The 19,685-nt window shown below is 69.7% G+C and carries 18 protein-coding genes; 13 read left to right on the plus strand and 5 right to left on the minus strand.

What is annotated here, in order from left to right:
• The first annotated feature begins 36 nt into the window (after positions 1–36).
• The 3 genes from OSC30_RS03010 to OSC30_RS03020 all read left to right on the plus strand — a co-directional run bounded on the left by OSC30_RS03010 (position 37) and on the right by OSC30_RS03020 (position 3,898).
• Entirely contained in the window at positions 37–2,169 is a 2,133-nt protein-coding gene (locus OSC30_RS03010; RefSeq protein WP_267170342.1) for a TonB-dependent receptor, read from the plus strand.
• 113 nt (positions 2,170–2,282) lie between these two features.
• A complete protein-coding gene (locus OSC30_RS03015; RefSeq protein WP_267170343.1) occupies positions 2,283–3,476 on the plus strand; it encodes a class I SAM-dependent methyltransferase in 1,194 nt (397 codons plus the stop codon).
• Positions 3,477–3,493: 17 nt separating this feature from the next.
• A complete protein-coding gene (locus OSC30_RS03020; RefSeq protein ID WP_267170344.1) occupies positions 3,494–3,898 on the plus strand; it encodes a VanZ family protein in 405 nt (134 codons plus the stop codon).
• 74 nt (positions 3,899–3,972) lie between these two features.
• On the opposite strand, the gene hemH is transcribed toward OSC30_RS03020, so the two are convergent.
• Positions 3,973–5,028, minus strand: a complete 1,056-nt coding sequence (gene hemH, locus OSC30_RS03025) for a ferrochelatase (protein ID WP_267170486.1) — start codon at positions 5,026–5,028, stop codon at positions 3,973–3,975.
• Positions 5,029–5,110: 82 nt separating this feature from the next.
• Between hemH and OSC30_RS03030 the strand changes: the two genes are divergently transcribed.
• The 9 genes from OSC30_RS03030 (at position 5,111) to rpoH (ending at position 11,905) form a co-directional block, all read left to right on the plus strand.
• Complete coding sequence (locus OSC30_RS03030; RefSeq protein WP_267170345.1) at positions 5,111–5,797, plus strand: lipid-binding SYLF domain-containing protein; 687 nt, start codon at positions 5,111–5,113, stop codon at positions 5,795–5,797.
• 67 nt (positions 5,798–5,864) lie between these two features.
• Entirely contained in the window at positions 5,865–6,113 is a 249-nt protein-coding gene (gene tatA / locus OSC30_RS03035) for a twin-arginine translocase TatA/TatE family subunit (RefSeq protein WP_267170346.1), read from the plus strand.
• Between the two features lie 18 nt (positions 6,114–6,131).
• The gene (tatB, locus tag OSC30_RS03040) at positions 6,132–6,596 is read left to right on the plus strand and encodes a Sec-independent protein translocase protein TatB (protein WP_267170347.1); all 465 of its coding nucleotides are present in this window, start codon (positions 6,132–6,134) and stop codon (positions 6,594–6,596) included.
• Complete coding sequence (tatC, locus tag OSC30_RS03045) at positions 6,583–7,338, plus strand: twin-arginine translocase subunit TatC (protein WP_267170348.1); 756 nt, start codon at positions 6,583–6,585, stop codon at positions 7,336–7,338. The genes tatB and tatC overlap by 14 nt, the downstream gene beginning before the upstream one ends.
• 161 nt (positions 7,339–7,499) lie before the next feature.
• Entirely contained in the window at positions 7,500–8,177 is a 678-nt protein-coding gene (gene ftsE / locus OSC30_RS03050) for a cell division ATP-binding protein FtsE (RefSeq protein ID WP_267170349.1), read from the plus strand.
• Positions 8,174–9,145, plus strand: a complete 972-nt coding sequence (gene ftsX / locus OSC30_RS03055) for a permease-like cell division protein FtsX (protein ID WP_267170350.1) — start codon at positions 8,174–8,176, stop codon at positions 9,143–9,145. The genes ftsE and ftsX overlap by 4 nt, the downstream gene beginning before the upstream one ends.
• A 128-nt stretch (positions 9,146–9,273) precedes the next feature.
• Positions 9,274–10,113, plus strand: a complete 840-nt coding sequence (locus OSC30_RS03060) for a response regulator (protein WP_267170351.1) — start codon at positions 9,274–9,276, stop codon at positions 10,111–10,113.
• Positions 10,110–10,826, plus strand: a complete 717-nt coding sequence (ung, locus tag OSC30_RS03065; RefSeq protein WP_267170352.1) for a uracil-DNA glycosylase — start codon at positions 10,110–10,112, stop codon at positions 10,824–10,826. Before OSC30_RS03060 ends, ung begins: the two co-directional genes overlap by 4 nt.
• 227 nt (positions 10,827–11,053) lie before the next feature.
• Entirely contained in the window at positions 11,054–11,905 is an 852-nt protein-coding gene (rpoH, locus tag OSC30_RS03070) for an RNA polymerase sigma factor RpoH (protein WP_267170353.1), read from the plus strand.
• Positions 11,906–12,042: 137 nt separating this feature from the next.
• Here rpoH and tal read toward each other — a convergent pair whose 3' ends face one another.
• From tal to OSC30_RS03090, 4 genes are all read right to left on the minus strand, one after another.
• Positions 12,043–12,996, minus strand: a complete 954-nt coding sequence (tal, locus tag OSC30_RS03075; RefSeq protein WP_267170354.1) for a transaldolase — start codon at positions 12,994–12,996, stop codon at positions 12,043–12,045.
• A gap of 24 nt (positions 12,997–13,020) precedes the next feature.
• The gene (locus OSC30_RS03080) at positions 13,021–14,313 is read right to left on the minus strand and encodes an NAD(P)/FAD-dependent oxidoreductase (RefSeq protein WP_267170355.1); all 1,293 of its coding nucleotides are present in this window, start codon (positions 14,311–14,313) and stop codon (positions 13,021–13,023) included.
• A 134-nt stretch (positions 14,314–14,447) separates the two neighbouring features.
• Positions 14,448–16,613, minus strand: coding sequence for a primosomal protein N' (locus tag OSC30_RS03085; protein WP_267170356.1), 2,166 nt, complete (start codon positions 16,611–16,613; stop codon positions 14,448–14,450).
• A 380-nt stretch (positions 16,614–16,993) separates the two neighbouring features.
• On the minus strand, positions 16,994–18,163 hold the full coding sequence (locus OSC30_RS03090; protein ID WP_267170357.1) for a DUF3667 domain-containing protein: 1,170 nt from the start codon (positions 18,161–18,163) through the stop codon (positions 16,994–16,996).
• A gap of 106 nt (positions 18,164–18,269) precedes the next feature.
• Between OSC30_RS03090 and OSC30_RS03095 the strand changes: the two genes are divergently transcribed.
• Complete coding sequence (locus OSC30_RS03095) at positions 18,270–19,685, plus strand: MATE family efflux transporter (protein WP_267170358.1); 1,416 nt, start codon at positions 18,270–18,272, stop codon at positions 19,683–19,685.

A 19,685-nucleotide genomic window follows, 5' to 3' on the forward strand; every position in this document is an offset into this window, starting at 1 on the left:
AACATTCCACTTACCCCGCCTCTGGACCGCCCGCCGATGACCCGTACGTTGCTTGCCCTGAGCCTTGCCCTCGCCCTGAGTCCCGCCGTCGCCGCCGTGGCGCCGGGCGATGGCGATGCCGCCGTCGTGCCCGCCCCTGCGCAAGTGCGGCAACTGGGCACGGTCGACGTCAGCGCCGCGCTGGACCTGTCGCGCAACGCGCTCTCGCCGGACACCGGCTCCAGCCAGTACGTGATCGACCAGCAGGCCATCGCGCAGTTGCCGCTGGGCGCGTCCACGCCGGTCAACCAGGTGCTGCTGCAGGCGCCGGGCGTGGTGCAGGACTCCTATGGCGGCCTGCACGTGCGCGGCGACCACGGCAACCTGCAGTACCGCATCAACGGCGTGATCGTGCCCGAATCGATCTCCGGCTTCGGCCAGACGCTGGATGCGCGCACCATCCGCAGCATCAAGCTGCTCGACGGCGCGCTGCCGGCGCAATACGGCCTGCGCACCGCCGCGGTGGTCGACATCACCACCAAGAGCGGCCACCAGCTCGGCAACGGCGGCAGCGTCGGCGTGACCGGCGGCTCCTTCGGCACGCTCAACCCGAACGTTTCGCTGTGGGGTAGCAGCGATCGATGGAGCGCGTTCGTTACCGCCAACTATCTGGAAAACGACGCCGGCATCGAAAACCCCACCGCCAGCCGCAAGCCGATCCACGACCACACCAACCAGGCCAAGGGCTTCGGCGACGTCAGCTACCTGCTCGACGCCGACACGCGGCTGAGCTTCCTGTTCGGCGCGGCGAACAACCGCTTCGAGATCCCCAACGTGCCGGGCCAGCAGCCGCAGTTCGGCTACCTCGACCGTACCGCGTTCGATTCGGCGACCATGGACGCACGCCAGCGCGAGAACACGCGTTTCGGCATCCTTGCCCTGCAGGGCAAGCTCGGCCGCACCGACTACCAGGTCTCGCTGGGCCAGCGTTACACCGCGGTCGACTACGCGCCCGACCGGGTCGGCGAGCTGATGTTCAACGGCGTGGCCACCCACGTCACCCGCAGCAACCGCGCCAGCACCCTGCAGACGGATTTCGCCACCCCGCTGGGCGATGACCACACCTTGCGCTATGGCCTCTACGGCAGCTTCGAACACGCCGCCAGCGGCAACGACGCCTGGGTGTTCCCGGCCGACGCCCAGGGCAACCAGGCCAGCACCACGCCGTTGAACATCGTCGACGACGGTGGGCTCACCGCCCGCACCTGGTCGGCGTACGTGCAGGACGAATGGAGCCTGGGCGAGGCCTGGACGCTCAACCTCGGCCTGCGCGGCGACCGCTACCAGCTGACCCGCACCGAGAGCCAGTTGAGCCCGCGCCTGGGCGTGGTGTGGCAGGCCACCGACAGCACCGTGGTGCACGCCGGCTACGCGCGCTACTTCACGCCGCCGGCGAGCGAGATGATCACCAGCGAGAACATCGCGCGCTTCGACGGCACCACCAACGCGGTGCCGGACCTGGGCAACAACACCCCGCTGGCCGAGCGTTCGGACTACTTCGACGTGGGCGTCCAGCAGAGCCTCGGCAGCGCCTGGACGCTGGGCCTGGACAGCTACTACCGCAAGGTCGATCGCCTGCAGGACGAGGGCCAGTTCGGCTCGGCGCTGGTGTACTCGACCTTCAATCTCGCCAAGGGGCGGGTCAAGGGCGTGGAGTTCACCGCCGACTACAGCGCCGGCCCGCTGTCGGCGTACTTCAACGTCGCGCTCAGCAAGGCGGTCGGCAAGGGCATCATCACCAGCCAGTACAACTTCGACCCGGACGACCTGGCCTACGTGGCCGAGCACTGGATCGCGCTGGACCACGACCAGAAACTGGCCTCCTCCGGCGGCTTCAGCGTCGCGCTCGGCGAGCGCACGCGGATCGGCGCGGACTACCTGTTCGGCAGCGGCCTGCGCCGCGACGGCGAAGTGCCCAACGGCGACCACCTGCCAGCGTACTTCCAGCTCAACCTGAGCGTGGCGCACGATTTCGCCTTCGACCGCCTTGGCGACCTGCACACCCAACTGGCCCTGATCAATGCGCTGGACCGCGGCTACGAGCTGCGCGACGGCAGTGGCATCGGCGTGGGCGCGCCGCAGTTCGGCCCGCGGCGTGGGGTGTACCTGAGCGTGCAGAAGGATTTCTGAGCCGGATGCGTTTTTTTGTAGGAGCCCACACGTGGGCTCCTACAGGGACGGCGCCTTGCCGCGGGGCTGACACGCCATCGGCTACTCTTTTGGTTTGACTACGCACCCGACGCATGGCCTCCCGACTCCCCGATCCCGGTCCCGACGAGCGCACCCATTCCGATCGCCTGTTGCAGCTGCTGCGCAGCCAGATCGCCTCGCAGGGGCCGATCCCGTTCGCCCAGTACATGGAGCGCTGCCTGTACGCGCCAGGGCTGGGCTACTACAGCGCCGGCAAGACCAAATTCGGCGAGGGTGGCGATTTCGTCACCGCGCCGGAACTGGGTGGCATGTTTGCGCAGTGCGTGGCAAACGCGGTGCAACCGATGCTGGCGATGCTGGGCGAGGAGGCCGACGTGCTGGAGCTCGGCGGCGGCACCGGCGCGTTCGCCGAAGCGGCGCTGCGGGCCTTCGCCGAGGCCGGCACGCTGCCGCGCCGCTATTTCATCCTCGAACCCAGCGCCGACCTGCGCGAGCGCCAGCGCGGGCGGCTCGCCGCGGCGCTGCCGGCCGGGCTGAACGCGCGGGTGGCCTGGCTGGACCGCCCGCCCGAGGAAAGCTGGCGCGGCGTGCTGTTCGCCAACGAGGTGGTCGACGCACTGCCGACCACGCGCTTCACCCTGCGCGCGGGCGAGGTCTACGAGGAACACGTCGCACTCGACGGCGAAGGCCGGCTGATGCGCACCGACCGCCCGGCCGATGCACTGGTCAGCGGCGCGGTGCGTCATCTGGAGCGCGACCTTGGCGGTGCGTTCGCCGACGGTTACCGTTCGGAGGTGTTGCCGCAGCTGCCGTACTGGGTCCAGGCCGTGGCCGGTACGCTCGAGGCGGGGGTGATGCTGTTCATCGACTACGGCTACGTACGCCGCGAGTACTACCTGCCCGAGCGCACCGACGGCACGCTGATGGCGCACTACCGCCACCACGCGCACAACGACCCGTTGCACTGGCCGGGCCTGAACGACCTGACCGCCTCGGTCGACTTCACCGCCCTGGCCGAGGCCGGCAACAGCGCCGGCTTCGGCGTGGCTGCCTATCTGCCGCAGGCGCAGTTCCTGCTTGCCAGCGGCCTGCAGTCGGCGTTCGAACGCGCCTACGCCGAGGCGGGCGATGACCTGGCCCGGCATCGGCTGGCGCAGGAAGTGCGCCGGCTGACGATGCCCGAACAGATGGGCGAGCGCTTTCAGGCGATGCTGTTCGCGCGCGGTCTGGAGGTGGTGCCGCTGGCCGCCGAACTGCTCGCGGCCGACCAGGGCGGGCGGCTGTGAACCCGGCCGCGGCCCCCGTGCCCCATTGGCGCACCGGCTGGTCGGTGCTGGGCTTGCTGCTGATGCTGGCGGTGCTGGCCTCCGCGCTGCTGCCGGTGACGCGCCAGCTCACCGCGATGGCGATCTCGCTGACGCCCGAGGGCGACAAGCTGCTGCACGTGGCCGCCTTCGCCGGGTTGATGCTTTGGTGGGGCAACGTCTACCGCCGCACCGGCGTGCGGCTCGGCGTGGCGGCGGCGTGCCTGGCATTCGGCGTGCTGATCGAATGCGCGCAATGGCCGGCCGATCCGGACGATGCCAGCGCCTGGGACGTGCTGGCCGACCTGGTCGGACTGGGGCTGGGCGTGTTGCTGTTGCGCACGCCGCTGGCCGACATGCTCGTGCGCGCCGAGGACTGGTTGGGTTTGCGGCAAACCCGCTGATCCGCGCGCAGGGCCGGCTTTGGTCCGGCATCCCGCGACGGTGGGCTGAAGCCCACCCTACCTGGCCGATCCGTTTACGGGCTGCCGCCGAAACCGGGCCAGCCCTGTGCATGTCGCCGGACCAGTACGGCCAGGCTGGCCACCTGCTCGGGCGAATCGTTGAGCGCCGGGATATATCGCAGCTCCTCGCCGCCGGCCTCGACGAAGAAATCGCGGTTTTGCATGGCGATTTCCTCCAGCGTCTCCAGGCAGTCCACCGCGAAGCCGGGGCAGGCCACGTCCAGTCGCCTGATCCCCTCGCCGGCGAGCCGCCGCACGGTAGCGTCGGTATACGGCTGCAGCCACGGCTCGCGACCCACCCGCGACTGGAAGCTTACGAGCAGTTGCGTCGAATCCAGGCCCAGCCGCTGGCGCAACCGCGCGGCGGTGGCCTGACAGTGCGCCAGGTAGGGGTCGCCCAGCCGCACGTAGCGTTCGGGAATGCCGTGGAAGGACAGCAGCAGCTTCTCGCTGCGGCCGTGCTCGCCCCACCAGCGCTCGATGCGCCGCGCCAGCGCCTCGATATGCGCCGGATCGTCGTGGTAATCGTTGATCAGCCGCAGTTCCGGCGGCCAGCGCAGCGCCTTCAACGCGTCGGCCACCGCGTCGATCACCGAGCCGGTGGAGGTGGCCGAATACTGCGGGTACAGCGGCAGCACCAGCAGCCGGCGCACGCCGGCCGCCTGCAGCTCTGCGATCTTCGCGGCCACCGACGGCGCGCCGTAGCGCATCGCCAGCGCCACGTGCGCCTGGCCGGCCAGTTCCGCCTGTAGCGCCCCGGCCAGCGCTTCGCTCAGCACGCGCAAGGGCGAGCCGGCCTCGCTCCAGATACGTGCGTAGGCATGCGCCGAGCGGCGGGGGCGGATCGCCAGGATCACCTGCAGGATCGGCCACCACCGCCAGCGCGGGTAATCGATCACCCGGCGATCGCCCAGGAACTCGGCCAGGTAGGGCTTGAGCGCGCGCGACGTGGGCGCCTCGGGCGTGCCCAGGTTGACCAGCAGCACGCCCGTCTCGCAGGCAGCGCCTGGCTGAACGTTCTGGTCAGGGGCGTGGTCTGAAGGGCCGGTATAGTGGTCGTGCTGTGACATCGAAGGCATCGGCGGCGTGCAGGCGATGGAGTCTGCCACAAGCCGTCCGGCGCGCCCCGGCAACCCGCCAAAGGAGTACCCCATGTTCAAGGCATTGCGTCGTTGTTCGCTGATCGCGCTGGCGCTGTGGCTGCCCGCGATGGCCGCCCATGCCGAGGATCCGCCGCTGGTACGCGCGCAGAACGCGGTGCGCGTGCTGCACGAGATCATGCAGGCGCCGGACAAGGCGATCCCGAAGGACCTGCTGGGCAACGCCAAGGCGATCGCGGTGATCCCGGACATGGTCAAGGCCGGCTTCATCTTCGGTGGCCGTCGCGGCGAAGGCCTGATCTCGGTGAAGACCCGCGACGGCACCTGGTCCAACCCCAGCTTCATCACGCTCACCGGCGGCAGCGTGGGTTTCCAGGCTGGCGTGTCGGCGACCGACGTGGTCCTGGTGTTCCGCACCCAGCGCGGGGTCGATTCGATCGTCCACGGCAAGTTCACCGTCGGCGCCGATGCCGCCGCCGCGGCCGGCCCGGTCGGGCGCACCGCCAGTGCCTCCACCGACGCGCAGATGAAAGCGGAGATCTATTCCTACTCGCGCTCGCGTGGCCTGTTCGCCGGCGTGGCGGTGGACGGCTCGGTGCTGCGCATCGACTACGACGCCAACGCCGCCGTGTACGGCGAGGGCATCACCCCGCGGCGCATCTTCGAAGGCGGCGTGAGCAACGTGCCGAGCCCGGTCGTGGACTTCCGCGACCAGCTCGAGGAGTACACTGCGCGTTGATCGCGTTGCTGGCATAGCGCCTGGCAACCCCAACGTTTTCGGCATAGTCCGTCAGAGGTTTGAAGTCATGGGTCTGGACAGTTTTTGGCATTGGATCATCCTGCTGGTCGTGGTGCTGGTGATCTTCGGTACCGGCAAGCTCTCGAAGATCGGCCCGGACCTGGGCAACGCCCTGCGCGGCTTCAAGAAGGCCATGCAGGGTGACGACGAGGACGAAGCGGAAGCCAAGCGCAAGGCGCAGGAGCATCTGCGCGCCGATCCGCCGCCGACGCAGGACACGGCCAGCAAGGCGCGCGACACCAGCGAAACCAAGTAAGCGCGCGGTGGCGCGACCATGATCGAGATCAGCTTCGGCAAGCTGCTGCTGCTGGCGCTCATCGCGCTGCTCGTGCTCGGCCCGGAGAAGCTGCCCGGCGCCGCACGCACGGCCGGCGCGCTGGTGCGCCGCGTGCGCAACAGCTGGGACAGCGTGCGCGCCGAGGTCGAGCGCGAACTGGAAGTGGAGGAGATCAAGCGCACTGCGCGCCAGGCCGCCGCGCGCGCCGAGGCGGCGCAGACGCAGATGAACGCCACGGCGCGCGAGGTGCGCGAGGCAGTCGGTTCCGTGGCCGCCGCGGCGCAGCCCGATCCGGAGTCCCCGCCGGCCGCCGGCGAACCGATGCGCCTGGACCAGGAGCCTTCGGAGCAGCTCGCGCCCGCCGACGAGGCGCCGCCCGAGCGCGACACGTTGACGGGCGATCTGTTTGCGCAAGACCCCGAGCACGCGCCGGTGAAGGAACCCCCGCATGGCATCGCCTGAGTCCGAGCCGCAGGTCGACCTGCAGCAGGGCCTGTTCTCCCATCTGATCGAACTGCGCTCGCGCCTGCTCAAGGCGACGGCGATGGTGCTGATCGTGCTGCTGGCGCTGATTCCCTTCGCCAACCGGCTTTATTCGCTGCTGGCCGAGCCGCTGGTGGAGCGGCTGCCGCAGGGCTCGCACCTGATCGCCACCGAGGTCGCCAGCCCGTTCATCACGCCGCTGAAGCTGGCCTTCTACACCTCGCTGTTCGTCAGCATGCCGGTGATCCTCTACCAGTTGTGGGCGTTCATCAGCCCCGGCCTGTACCGCCACGAGAAGCGCCTGGCGCGGCCGCTGCTGCTGGCGGCACTGGCGCTGTTCTACATCGGCTGCGCATTCGCCTACTTCCTGGTGCTGCCGGCGGCGTTCCGCTTCCTCACCGCGGTGACGCCCGAGGGTGTGGAGATGATGACCGACATCACCCACTACCTCGATTTCGTCATGCTGATGTTCTTCGCCTTCGGCCTGTGCTTCGAGGTGCCGGTGGCGGTGGTGATCCTGGCGGCGGTCGGCGTGGTGGACGTGGCCAAGCTGCGCAGCATCCGCCGCTACGCCATCGTCGGTGCGTTCGCGATCGCGGCGGTGATCACGCCGCCGGACATCACCTCGATGATCATGCTGGCCGTGCCGATGTGCCTGCTCTACGAAGTCGGCGTGCTGGCGGTGCGCTGGCTGATCAAGCCGCGCGACACCGACGAATAACGTTTCCGCGGCCGCACAACGCAACGCCTGCGTCGGAATGCCCGCCGGCGTCGGCGGGCCGCCTCGCCAGAAGAACCGGAATCGGCGCGCGGACGGGGGCGCCAAGCACCGCGCGCATCCCGTATCCTCTGCCGCTGGTGCGCGACAAGGAACCAGACGCGGTGATCCGCTTCGACCAGGTGAGCAAGCGCTATGAGGGCGGCCACGAGGCGCTCTCGCAACTGTCCTTCGAGGTGGCGGCGGGCGAGATGGCCTTCGTCACCGGCCATTCGGGCGCCGGCAAGAGCACGCTGCTCAAGCTGATCGCGCTGATCGAGCGGCCCTCGCACGGGCAGATCGTGGTCGATGGCCAGAGCCTGGCCAAGGTCGGCCGCGGCGGCATTCCCCGGCTGCGGCGCCGGCTGGGCATGGTGTTCCAGGACCATCGGCTGCTGATGGACCGCACCGTGTTCGCCAATGTCGAACTGCCGCTGATGATTGGCGGCATCGCGCCGGCCGAACGCAGCCGTCGCGTGCGCGCGGCGCTGGAGAAGGTCGGCCTGCTTTCGTACGAGCGACAATTGCCCGACTCGCTGTCCACCGGCGAGCAGCAGCGCGTGGGCATTGCCCGTGCCATCGTGGCGCGCCCGGCGGTGCTGATCGCCGACGAGCCCACCGGCAACCTCGACCCGCAACTGGCGGTGGAGATCATGGGACTGTTCGCCGAGTTCCAGGACATCGGCACCACCGTGCTGGTGGCCAGCCACGACCTGCCGCTGATCAAGCGCATGCGCAAGCGCGTGGTGGTGCTCGACCACGGCCGGCTGGTGGCCGACATCGCCTCAGAGGAAGTGCTGTGAACGCGCCCGTCGATCCGGAAAACGCCGTCCCGCGCAGCGAGCGCAGCCAGGCGCGCCGGTTCGGTGGCTGGCGCGAACACCACGGCTGGAGCGCCGCCGCCAGCCTGCGCCGCCTCGGCGGGCGACCGCTCGGCACGCTGATGACCGTCGCGGTGCTGGGCCTCGCGCTGGCACTGCCGCTGGCGTTCTACCTGTTGTTGGCCAACGTGCAGGCGATGGGTAGCGCGCTGGGCCAGAACCCTGCTGTCAGCGTGTTCCTGAAAGCCGACCAGGCCGGCGCGCAAGCCAAGTTGCTGGCCGGCGAGTTGCGCGATCGCACCGACGTGGCGGCGGTGACCCTCAAGACCCCGCAGCAAGGCTTGGACGAACTGGCCACGTTGCAGGGGTTCTCCGGCGCGGTGCATGCGCTGGACGACGCCAATCCGCTGCCGTGGGTGCTGGTGGTTCAGCCCAGGGCCGGCCTGGATGCCGCCGCGGTGGATGCGCTGGTGCAGGCCCTGCGCAGCGAGCGCTCGGTCGACCTGGTGCAGGACAGCGGCCAGTGGCGGCAGCGGCTCGACGCACTGCTGGGCGCGGGCCACCGCGTGGTGCTGGTGTTGGCCGGACTGCTCGCGCTGGCCGCGCTGCTGGTGGTCGGCAACACCGTGCGCACCGACATCGCCAGCCGCAGCGAGGAAATCGGCGTGTTGCTGCTGCTCGGCGCCAGCCGCGCGTTCGTGCGCCGACCCTACCTGTATGCGGGCATCTGGTACGGCTTGTTCGGCGGCGTGCTTGCCTCGCTGCTGGCGCTGGCGATCGAGCTGGCGCTGGCCGGCCCGGCCGCCGAGCTGGACCGCGCCTATGGCGGTGCCCTGACCCTCGGCGCGCTGCCCTGGTGGCTGTTGTTCGCCGCTCCGCTGGCGGCGGCCGTGCTCGGCTGGATCGGCGCGCGTCTGGTCAGCGCATGGCAGCTGCGCAAGGCCGCCTGATCGCGGCGTCCGGTTGCCGATGACCGAACGGGTGACCGCCTTCGCAACCGGCGAACGGCGTGATGGTGCAAGATAAGCCCCGGGTTGCGCGCGGGGCGCACGGGGTGTTCGATGTGGATGGGTGGGGCATGAATGCAGGCATTGGCAGCCGTAGCGCCGACACCGCTCCGCGGGTGCTGGTGGTGGACGGCTCCAAGGTGGTGCGGCAGCTGATCACGCGCGTGCTCAAGGCCGAGCTGCCGGAGGCCGAACTGGTCGGTTGCGGCAGCGGCGCCGAGGCGCGCGAGCTGGTCGAGCAGGGTCCGTTCGACTTCGTTACCGTCGCGCTGCGGCTGCCGGACATGGACGGGCTGGAACTGGCCCGCCACGTGCGCGAATCGGCGCAGGCCTACGTGCCCATCGTGGTGGTCTCCGGCGACGTCGACACCCGCCTGCACAAGCGCACGCTGGGCGAACACGTCACCGACTATTTCGACAAGTCGCTGGGCTTCCAGGCCCTGGCCGACTTCATCCGCGGCTACGTGCGCCCGGAAGCCACCGCCGAGGGCACCGTGCTCTATGTCGAGGACAGCCGCGTGGTGGCGCTGGCCACCCGCCGCATCCTGGAGAAGATCGGCTTGACCGTGCGCCACGTGGTCAGCGTCGAGGACGCCCTGGCCATGCTGGAAACCGATCGCGCCCAGGGCAACATCGGCGCCGACGTGGTGCTTACCGATGTCAGCCTGAAGGGCGAGCTCACCGGCGGCGATCTGCTCGACCGGGTGCGCAGCCAGTTCGGCTACGGCAAGGGCCAGTTGCCGGTGCTGGTGATGACCGGCGACGAGAATCCGGCCAACCAGGCGGCGCTGCTGCGCGCCGGTGCCAACGACCTGGTCGAGAAGCCGGTCGAGGAAAAACTGCTGGTGACCAAGCTTCTGTTCCAGTTGCGCGTGGCCCGGCACCTGCGCGAGCGGACGCGGGCGTCGTGAGAGAAACGGCCGAGGCCGAGCGCATCCGCCTGGAGCCTTCCTGGAAGGCGCGCCTGGGCGATTACCTGGAACGTCCGGACATGCGCGCGCTGGCCGGCTTCCTGCGCGAGAGCAAGCGCGCCGGCAAGGTGCTCTACCCGCCGGGACCGGACATCTTCAACGCGTTCGCGCACACGCCGTTCGACAAGGTGCGCGTGGTGATCCTGGGCCAGGATCCGTATCACGGCCCCGGCCAGGCGCACGGACTGTGTTTCTCGGTGCGGTCGGGCGTGCGGGTGCCGCCGTCGCTGGCCAACATCTTCGCCGAGATCGAGCGCGACCTGGGCCTGCCCCGTCCCGACCACGGTTGCCTGACGCCCTGGGCCGACCAGGGCGTGCTGCTGCTCAACAGCGTGATGACGGTCGAGCAGGGTCATGCCGGCGCGCACCAGAACAAGGGCTGGGAAGGTTTCACCGATGCCGCCATCGAGGCGCTCGACCGCGAGCGCGAGGGGCTGGTGTTCCTGCTGTGGGGCGCCTATGCGCAGCGCAAGGGCAGGCTGGTCGATCCCTCGCGACACCTGGTGCTGAGTTCGGTCCATCCCTCGCCGCTGTCGGCGCACCGCGGTTTCATCGGCAACGGGCATTTCTCGGCGGCCAACCGCTATCTGGAAAGCCGCGGACAGGCGCCGATCGACTGGTCGCTGCCGCCGCGTTCCGAGTTGAGCACCTGAGCCATGGCGGGGGCCGCAATGGAGTGATGCCCGCCCCGGAGTGGCCAGTTCACGGCCGATAGATCGCCGTTGTGAACAATGGCCGCATGACCGCGCGGCGAGGGCTGGCAGTGTCGCCTTCATTGCTGTACGATTCGGTACAATAAATCCCGCAGCCGAACTTTTCGCCCCTTTAGCACTCTCAACATTGGAGTGCTAAGCTGCGATTTACTTACCGGAGGTTTCACATGTCCCAAGCCCTGGTGACCGCCAACCTGCCGATTCCCAGCGTCGTCGGCAGCCTGGATGCCTATATTTCGGCCGTGCACCGGATCCCGGTGCTCAGCCACGACGAGGAGCAGGCGCTGGCGCGCAGCTTCATCGAGGCGGACGACCTCAATTCGGCCAAGAAGCTGGTCATGGCGCACCTGCGTTTCGTGGTGCACGTGGCGCGTGGCTACTCCGGCTACGGCCTGCAACTGGGCGACCTCATCCAGGAAGGCAACATCGGCCTGATGAAGGCGGTCAAGCGCTTCGACCCGGACCAGGGCGTGCGCCTGGTCAGCTTCGCGGTGCACTGGATCCGCGCCGAAATGCACGAGTTCATCCTGCGCAACTGGCGCATCGTCAAGGTCGCCACCACCAAGGCCCAGCGCAAGCTGTTCTTCAACCTGCGCAAGAGCAAGAAGCGCCTGGGCTGGATGAACGCCGAGGAAGTGCGCGTGGTGGCCCATGACCTGGGCGTGCCGGAGGCGACCGTGCGCGAGATGGAATCGCGCCTGTCCGGCCGCGACATCGGCTTCGAGGCCCCCACCGACGCGGACGACGATGCCCGCCCGGCGCCGGAGGCGTTCCTGGTCGACGACGGCGCCGATCCGTACGACAACGTGTCCGACGCCGACCAGGCCGATAACCAGATGGAAACGCTCTCCAGCGCGCTGTCCAAGCTGGACGATCGCTCGCGCGACATCATCCAGCGGCGCTGGCTCAACGAGGACAAGGCCACCCTGCAGGACCTGGCCGACGAGTACGGCGTGTCGGCCGAGCGCATCCGCCAGGTCGAGGCGAACGCGATGAAGAAGATGCGCGCGGTGTTCTGAAGGATATCCGGCCATCGGTGCAAAAACGGCCCCGCGAGGGGCCGTTTTGCTTTGACGCGGCAACACCGCCATGACCATCGGCGCTCCTTGCAGGAGCCCACTTGTGGGCTCCTGCAAAGGGCGGGTGTCGAGACCGGTTACAGCCGCTCGGCCAGCAGCTTCTCCAGCTGCCGCTGGTCCGCTGCGAACTTGCGGATCCCCTCGGACAGCTTGTCGGTGGCCATCGCGTCCTCGTTCATGCCCCAGCGGAAGCGCGCCTCGTCGATCGCCGGCGGGCGTTGCGTGCGGGTGCCGTCGTCGGACAGGCGCCGCGGCAGTTCCTCGTCGGAGGCATCAAGCTCCTTCAGCAGGTCCGGGCTGATGGTGAGGCGATCGCAGCCGGCCAGGGCGTGGATCTGGCCCACGTTGCGGAAGCTCGCGCCCATCACCACGGTCTCGTAGCCGTGGGTCTTGTAGTAGCGGTAGATGCGCCGCACCGATTGCACGCCCGGATCTTCATCCGGCGCATATTGCTTGACCCCGGTGTTGGCCACGTACCAGTCCATGATGCGGCCGACGAACGGCGAGATCAGGAACACCCCGGCCTCGGCGCTGGCCACCGCCTGCTCGAAGGCGAACAGCAGGGTCATGTTGCACTGGATCCCGCGGCGCTGCAGTTCGCGCGCGGCGCACACGCCTTCCCAGGTGGAGGCGAGCTTGATCAGCACGCGGTCGCGGCCGATACCCTCGGCGTCGTACAGCCCGATCAGCCGCTCGGCCTTGGCGATGCTGGCGTCGGTGTCGAATGACAGCCGCGCGTCCACCTCGGTGGAGATGCGCCCGGGGATCAGCTCCAGGATCTTGCGCCCGACCGCCACCGCCAGATGGTCGCCGGCGTCCACCAGCTGCTGCTCGCGCGCATTGCCCTGTGACCGGGCCCAGGCCAGCGACTCGTCCAGCAGCGATGCGTAGGCCGGCTGGGTAACGACCTTGAGCAGCAGCGAGGGGTTGGTGGTGGCATCGACCGGTTTGTAGCGGGCGATCGCGTCGATGTCGCCGGTGTCGGCGACGACGGTGGTGTATTGGCGCAATTGTTCGAGTTGGGAAGGCACGGCAGGGTCCGGAAGTGGGGGAGGTCAGGAAGGCCGCTCGTCCGCGGCGGGCACGGCGTCCGCGTCGGCGCCGGTGACGATGCGGGCATGCCGCTGGTAGGTCCAGTAGGCCCAGGCCCAGTCCAGCAACACGACCAGCCGGTTACGGAAGCCGATCAGGAAATAGATGTGGGCGACCAGCCACACCCACCAGGCGGGCGGGCCGGAGAGCCGCAGCCGTCCGAATTGTGCCACCGCGGCCATGCGGCCGATGGTCGCCAGCGCGCCTTGGTCCTTGTAGTGGAACGGAGCGGGCGTCGAGTCGGCGTCGAGACGGCCGCGAATGCGGCCGGCCACATACTGGCCCATCTGCTTGGCGGCTGGCGCCACGCCGGGCACCAGCGTACCGTCGCCGCGCTCGACACATGCCAGGTCGCCGATGACGAACACATCCGGATGCGCCGGCAGGCTGAGGTCGCCGGCTACCCGCACGCGACCGGCACGATCGATCGGCGCACCCAGTTGACGCCCCAGCGGCGAGGCGGCCACGCCGGCGGCCCAGAGCACCGTGTAGGCCGCCAGCGGCGTATCGCCCAGGCACACCCCGTCGCCGTCGATGGCGGTGACCGCGGTGCCGGTGCGGACCTCCACGCCCAGCTCTTCGAGTTGGCGCTGCGCCTTGGCCGACAGTGCCGGGTCGAATGCCGCCAGCAGCCGCGGGCCGGCTTCCACCAGCAGCACCCGCGCGGCGCTGGGGTCGCTGCGGCGAAACTCGCGCGGCAGCGTGTGCCGGGCGATCTCGGCCAGCGTGCCGGCCAGCTCCACGCCGGTCGGGCCGCCGCCGACCACCACGAAGGTGAGCCATGCCCGGCGCTGGTCTGCATCGGTTTCGCGTTCGGCCCGTTCGAAGGCGAGCAGCACGCGGCGGCGGATCGCGAAGGCATCGTCCAGCGTCTTCAGGCCCGGCGCCCAGCGCGCCCATTCGTCGTGGCCGAAATAGGCGTGCGTGGCGCCGGTGGCGACGATGAGGAAATCATAGTCCAGCGTGCCGTGCTCGAAACGCACGCGGCGCGCGGCGAGGTCCACCTCGAGCGCCTCGTCCAGCAGCACGGTGACGTTGTCCTGCCGACGCAGGATCTGCCGCAGCGGCGCGGCGATGGACGGCGCCGACAGTCCGGCGGTGGCGACCTGATAGAGCAGCGGCTGGAACAGGTGATGGTTGCGCCGGTCGACCAGGGTGATGCGCACAGGTGCGCCGGCCAGCTTGCGCGCGGCGGCCAGGCCGCCGAAACCGCCGCCGAGGATCACGACGTGGGGAGGCGTCGGGCCTTCGTCCATGGGCTTGTCTCATGCAAGGATGCGTCCGCCCATTGTCCCACCTGCGCGTGCGGAACCGAATGGGGCTCTGGCTGCGTCCCCTGCAAGCAGGGCAGGGGACGATCCACCGCTACAAAAGGCAAGCCGCCCGGCGCCTAGTACAGATCGACCGGATCGACATCCAGCGACCAGCGTACCTTGCGCGCCGACGGCAACCCGGCCAGCACATGCTGCCAGGGCCGCAGCGCCGCATGCAGCGGCCCACGGGTATCGGCCTCGACCAGCAGTTGCCCGCGATGGCGTCCAGCGCGCAACGGCATCGGCGCGGGCATCGGGCCGGCGATGCGCAACGAGGGATCGGCCGCCAGCGCGGCATGCGCGTCGCCGAGAAAGGCATCCACCGCCTCGCGCTGGAGCGCCTCGACCCGCAGCAGCGCCTGGTGGCTGTACGGCGGCAGCATGGCCTGGCGTCGCTCGACCAGCAGCTCGCCCGCGGCGGCGGCGTAGCCGTGGGCGAGCAGGCCGCGCAGCAGCGGGTGTTCGGGATGATGGGTCTGCAGCAGCACGCGGCCGGGCTTGCGCGCGCGCCCGGCGCGCCCGGCCACCTGCACCACCAGCTGCGCCAGCCGTTCGCCGGCGCGGAAGTCGATGCTGTGCAGCCCCTCGTCCACACCCACGATGGCGACCAGCGTGAGGTTGGGCAGGTCATGGCCCTTGGCCAGCATCTGCGTACCGACCAGGATCGCCGGAGCGTCCTCGTGCAGGCCCTCGAGCAAGTGTTCGAAGGCATCGCGGCGGCGGGTGGTCTCGCGGTCGATGCGCAGCACCGGCACGTCGGCGAAGCGCGCCGTCAGGGCTTCTTCAAGCCGCTCGGTGCCCTGGCCCTGGGGCTTGAGATCTAGGGCGCCGCAGGCGGGGCAGGCGGCGGGCACCGGCGCGTGGCGGTCGCAGTGGTGGCAGATCAGCACGCGGCGCCGCGCATGCAGAGTCATCGGGCGATCGCAGCGGGGGCATTCGGCATGCCAGCCGCAGGCGTGGCACAGCAGTACCGGTGCGTAGCCGCGGCGGTTGCGGAACACCAGCGCCTGCTCGCCGCGTGCGACCGTATCGGCCACCGCCGCCAGCAGCGCGGGCGACAGGCCGTGATCCAGCCGCTGCGCGCGCATGTCGACGATCTGCACCTGCGGCGGCCTTGCCGCGCCGGGCCGCGCACGCAGGTGCAGCGTGCGGTAGCGGCCCGCCTCCACGTTGGCCAGCGACTCCAGCGAGGGCGTGGCCGAACCCAGCAACACCGGCACGCCCAGCGCGCGCGCGCGCACCAGCGCCAGGTCGCGCGCGTGGTAGCGGAAGCCTTCCTGCTGCTTGTAGGCGCCGTCGTGTTCCTCGTCGACCACGATCAGGCCGGCCTGCGGCAGCGGCGTGAACACCGCCGAACGGGTGCCCAGCACCACCCTGGCCTCGCCATTGCGGGCGCGCAGCCAGGCCCGCGCGCGCTCGCCGTCGGCGAGATTGGAATGGATCACCTCCACCGGCACGCCCAGCCGCTGGCGCAGGCGACGCACGGTCTGCGGCGCCAGGCCGATCTCCGGCACCAGCAACAGCGCCTGCCGGCCGGCGGCCAGCGCCTGCGCGATCAGCGCCAGATAGACCTCGGTCTTGCCGCTGCCGGTGACGCCATCGAGCAGGAACGGCTGGAAGCGGCCAAAGGCCGCCGCCACGGCCTCCACCGCCACCTGTTGCTCGGTGCTCAGTGGCGGCGCCGGCGTCGGCGTGGGTGCGGTCGGCGCGGGCGTCCGTTGCTCGACCAGGCCCGCCGCCAGCAAGCGGCGCGCGGCGGCGCGCCAGCCGGGCAGGGCGATGTCCAGCTCGCCGGCGCCGCGCGGAGCCCCGGCCAGCAGCTCGAGCAGCGCGTGGCTGGAACCGCGCCGGCTGCCCGCGTCGCGCGCGCTCTGTCCGGCGAGGGTGAGTGCGTAGCAGGGTTCGCGGGTCTCCGGCAGCGCCCGCGGCTCGCGCAACGCCAGCGGCAGCGCATTGGCATAGGCCTCGCCCGGCGCGGCCAGCCAGTAATCGGCGGCCCAGGCGAGCGTCTGCATCAGCTCGGCATCGAGCAGCGGACCTTCGTCCAGTACCCGCAGCACGCCCTTCAGGCGCGCGCCGGCGACCCCGGCCTCGACCCCGGTGGCGACCACCACCCCGACCATCTTCTTGCGCCCGAACGGCACCAGCACGCGGCTGCCGACCGCCACGCCGCCGGCGGGCGGCAGGTAGTCGAACAGGCGGGCGAGTGGAACCGGCAGGGCGACGCGGACGACGGCGGGCATGGGCACCTCGTGGGCGGCCCAGTGTAGCGGCTCGCCGACGGTGTCCTGCGGCCGCGCGCGGGCGTGCTGCCGCGTCATCTAGGAATCGTGCCTAAGTGACTCTCCTCCGGCGGAAATTCCGCTTATCCACAAAGGCTGTGGATAAGTCTGTGGACGGGCCGGGGAGAGCGCCGTCAAAGCCCCGTTACGATGCCCTCGGGCACGCGCTGGGCAAAAAATAACCAGTAAATTTAGGTAATAAAAATCAAAGACTTGCAAAAGCATATGTGACGGTGTTCACGTACCGCTCATGCTTCCCGAAGCGGCCTTGACAGGTTCATGGCGCTGTGCAAAACCGCCATGACAGGCAGTGTCCGACCCACGCCCGGCGGCCGCCGGTTTCAGTGCCCGGCGCCCAGCAGCATCGCCACGCCCAGCACCGCCAACAGCAGCCAGAAATAGCACCAGCCCACGCACCAGTACTTGAGCAGGGTCATCGGCCAGCCCTGGCGATAGATGCGTTTCTGCATGATCAGCAGGTAGACGGGCATCCAGCACAGCACCACCGCCCCGACATTGCTGAGGCCGCTGCTCGCCCAGCCCGCGTACGGCTGCAGCCAGGCAGACAACAGGCTCAGCAGGCCGACCAGCAGCAGCGCCAGGAACAGGAAGGCATGGCTGTGCAGCGCCACGATCAGGTGCTCCATGTAGAGCCGGCGCCGGAACACGTAGAACAGCTTCAGCAACAGGGCGAAGATCGGGATCATCACCACCATCGCCTGCGGCAGCAGGCTGAAGATGCCCGTGATCATCCGCGCGCGTGCCTCGTGACGCTTGGCCGGCGTGGACGCATCGTCGAACGCGTCGTGCACGTTGGCCTTCACGTTGGCGAGCAGGTGCGCCAGGCGCTGGTCCGCAAAATCGGGCAGCCATGGAACGTCCACTTTCGGCAGATGTTGCTCTTCGGCCACGGCCGGGACGGCCCGGGCCGGGGCCGGCGCGCCGAAATCCGCGGCCAGCGGCGCGGCACCCAGCGCGGCGAGCCGCGCGTTGGCAAGGCGCCGCAGCTCGTGCTCCTTGCCGTCCAGCACGCCGGACATGGCGCCGGGCATGGTCCGGCGGGCGGTGGCCAGCCCGTCCAGGCGTTCCCGCAGGGCGTCGCGCACCTCCGCGGCGTCGTCCGCGTCGGCGAACGCATCGGCCTGGACGGTCAGCTGCGCCTTCTGCATGGTTGCCTCGGCGCGTGCCACGCCCCATTCCAGCGCGATGTGGAAGGCGAAGAACGCCAGCAGGCACAGCACGAACATCAGCCGGAAAGGCGCCACATAGCTTTGCCGGCGCCCGGCGAAGTACTCCAGGGTGAGGAAGCCCGGCTTGGTGAACAGCGGCGGCAGCGTATGCACGATGCGCCCGTCCACGTGCAGGAACATGTCCATGCTGTCTTCGAGCATGTGGTGCACCGGCTTGAGCACGCTGTGCACGGACTGGCCGCAGTGGTGGCAGAACTCGCCCTCGAGCGGCGTTCCGCAGTTGGCGCAATGCAGCGTGCCGGCTTCGCTCAGCTCGTTCATGGACGCGACGTCTTTCTGGAAAGCGTGCGATCTTGGCACAGCGCGGCGGCCGGGGCAGCCCTGCCGACTCGGCTAGAATGATCGGCCGTTCGAAGATCCTGGAACCATGAGAACCATCGACCGCGCGCGTGTCGTGCATGAGGTCGGCGCCACCGTGCGCCTGGCCCTGCCGCTGGTGCTCGCGCAACTGGCGGCGGTCGGCACCAACGTGGTCGACGCGCTGCTTTCGGGTCATTTCAGCGCGCACGTGCTGGGCGCGGTGGCGGTGGGCACCAGCGTGTGGTCGCTGGCCATCGTCAGCGGCATCGGCGTGATGATGGCGGTGCCACCGTCGGTGGCCCAGCTCGACGGCGCCGGCCGGCGCGCGGACGTGGGCGCGGTGTTCCGCCAGGCGGCCTGGCTGGCGGTGGCGCTGGGCGTGCTGCTGTGGTTCGGCGTGCGCCATGCCGAGCCGCTGGTCAACCTGATCGGGGTGACGCCGAGCCTGCGCGACGACGTCAACGCCTTCCTGCATGCGATCAGCTGGGGCGCACCGGCGCTGGCCTGCTATTTCACGCTGCGCGGGTTGTCCGAGGGGCTTTCGCTGACGCGCCCGTCGATGATGTTCAGCCTGGGCGGGCTGGCGATCCTGGCGCCGCTGGGCTACGTGTTCATGTTCGGCAAGCTCGGGCTGCCGCCGCAGGGTGCGCGTGGCTGCGGCATCGCCACCGCGATCGTGCTGTGGCTGGAAATGCTGGGTTTCCTCGCCTATGTGCTGTGGCATCCCAACTATCGCGGGCTCCGCCTGTTCGAGCGCTTCGAGTGGCCGCACTGGCGGCGCATCGGCGCGTTGCTGCACGTCGGCCTGCCGATGGCGGTGACGCTACTGGCCGAGGCCGGGTTGTTCGTGGCCACGGCGTTGCTGATCGGCACCATGGGCGAGAACGTGGTGGCCAGCCACCAGGTGGCACTCAACGTGGCCTCGGTGTTCTTCATGATCCCGCTGGGCATGGCGATGGCGATCACCGTGCGGGTGGGCAATGCGGTCGGGCGCAACGACGAGCGCGGCGTCCGCTACGCCGGCTTCTGCGGCATCGCCCTGGCGCTGCTCACGCAACTGCTCTCGGCCGGGCTGATGCTGGGCTTGCCGCATGCGATCGCCTCGCTGTACACGGACAACGCCACGGTGATCAACCTGGCCGCGCAACTGCTGGTGCTGGCCGGGCTGTTCCAGTTCTCCGACGGCATCCAGGTGGCGTCCAACGGCGCGCTGCGGGGACTGAAGGACACCCGCGTGCCGATGGGCATCACCCTGTTCGCCTACTGGGGCGTGGGCATGCCGGTGGGCTGGTGGCTGGCCTTCCGCCATGACCTGGGCGCGCGTGGCATGTGGATGGGGCTGATCGCGGGCCTGAGCGTGGCGGCGGTGCTGCTGTTCGCGCGCTTCTGGCGCAGCGCCTGGCGCCACCGCTGGCACGCCGGCCCGCCCGAAGACCCCATGACGGTGCATGCGCAAGCGGTTACGCTCAACGATCATTTGTGA

Source organism: Frateuria hangzhouensis, assembly GCF_026410505.1.
GTDB lineage: Bacteria > Pseudomonadota > Gammaproteobacteria > Xanthomonadales > Rhodanobacteraceae > Frateuria_A > Frateuria_A hangzhouensis.

Bases quoted from the DNA above. Each gene is read 5' to 3' on its own strand.
- OSC30_RS03010 (WP_267170342.1), top strand. From the start codon at position 37: ATGACCCGTACGTTGCTTGCCCTGAGCCTTGCCCTCGCCCTGAGTCCC.
- OSC30_RS03015 (WP_267170343.1), top strand. From the start codon at position 2,283: ATGGCCTCCCGACTCCCCGATCCCGGTCCCGACGAGCGCACCCATTCC.
- hemH (WP_267170486.1), bottom strand. From the start codon at position 5,028: ATGTCACAGCACGACCACTATACCGGCCCTTCAGACCACGCCCCTGAC.
- OSC30_RS03030 (WP_267170345.1), top strand. From the start codon at position 5,111: ATGTTCAAGGCATTGCGTCGTTGTTCGCTGATCGCGCTGGCGCTGTGG.
- tatA (WP_267170346.1), top strand. From the start codon at position 5,865: ATGGGTCTGGACAGTTTTTGGCATTGGATCATCCTGCTGGTCGTGGTG.
- tatB (WP_267170347.1), top strand. From the start codon at position 6,132: ATGATCGAGATCAGCTTCGGCAAGCTGCTGCTGCTGGCGCTCATCGCG.
- tatC (WP_267170348.1), top strand. From the start codon at position 6,583: ATGGCATCGCCTGAGTCCGAGCCGCAGGTCGACCTGCAGCAGGGCCTG.
- OSC30_RS03060 (WP_267170351.1), top strand. From the start codon at position 9,274: ATGAATGCAGGCATTGGCAGCCGTAGCGCCGACACCGCTCCGCGGGTG.
- rpoH (WP_267170353.1), top strand. From the start codon at position 11,054: ATGTCCCAAGCCCTGGTGACCGCCAACCTGCCGATTCCCAGCGTCGTC.
- OSC30_RS03080 (WP_267170355.1), bottom strand. From the start codon at position 14,313: ATGGACGAAGGCCCGACGCCTCCCCACGTCGTGATCCTCGGCGGCGGT.
- OSC30_RS03085 (WP_267170356.1), bottom strand. From the start codon at position 16,613: ATGCCCGCCGTCGTCCGCGTCGCCCTGCCGGTTCCACTCGCCCGCCTG.
- OSC30_RS03090 (WP_267170357.1), bottom strand. From the start codon at position 18,163: ATGAACGAGCTGAGCGAAGCCGGCACGCTGCATTGCGCCAACTGCGGA.
- OSC30_RS03095 (WP_267170358.1), top strand. From the start codon at position 18,270: ATGAGAACCATCGACCGCGCGCGTGTCGTGCATGAGGTCGGCGCCACC.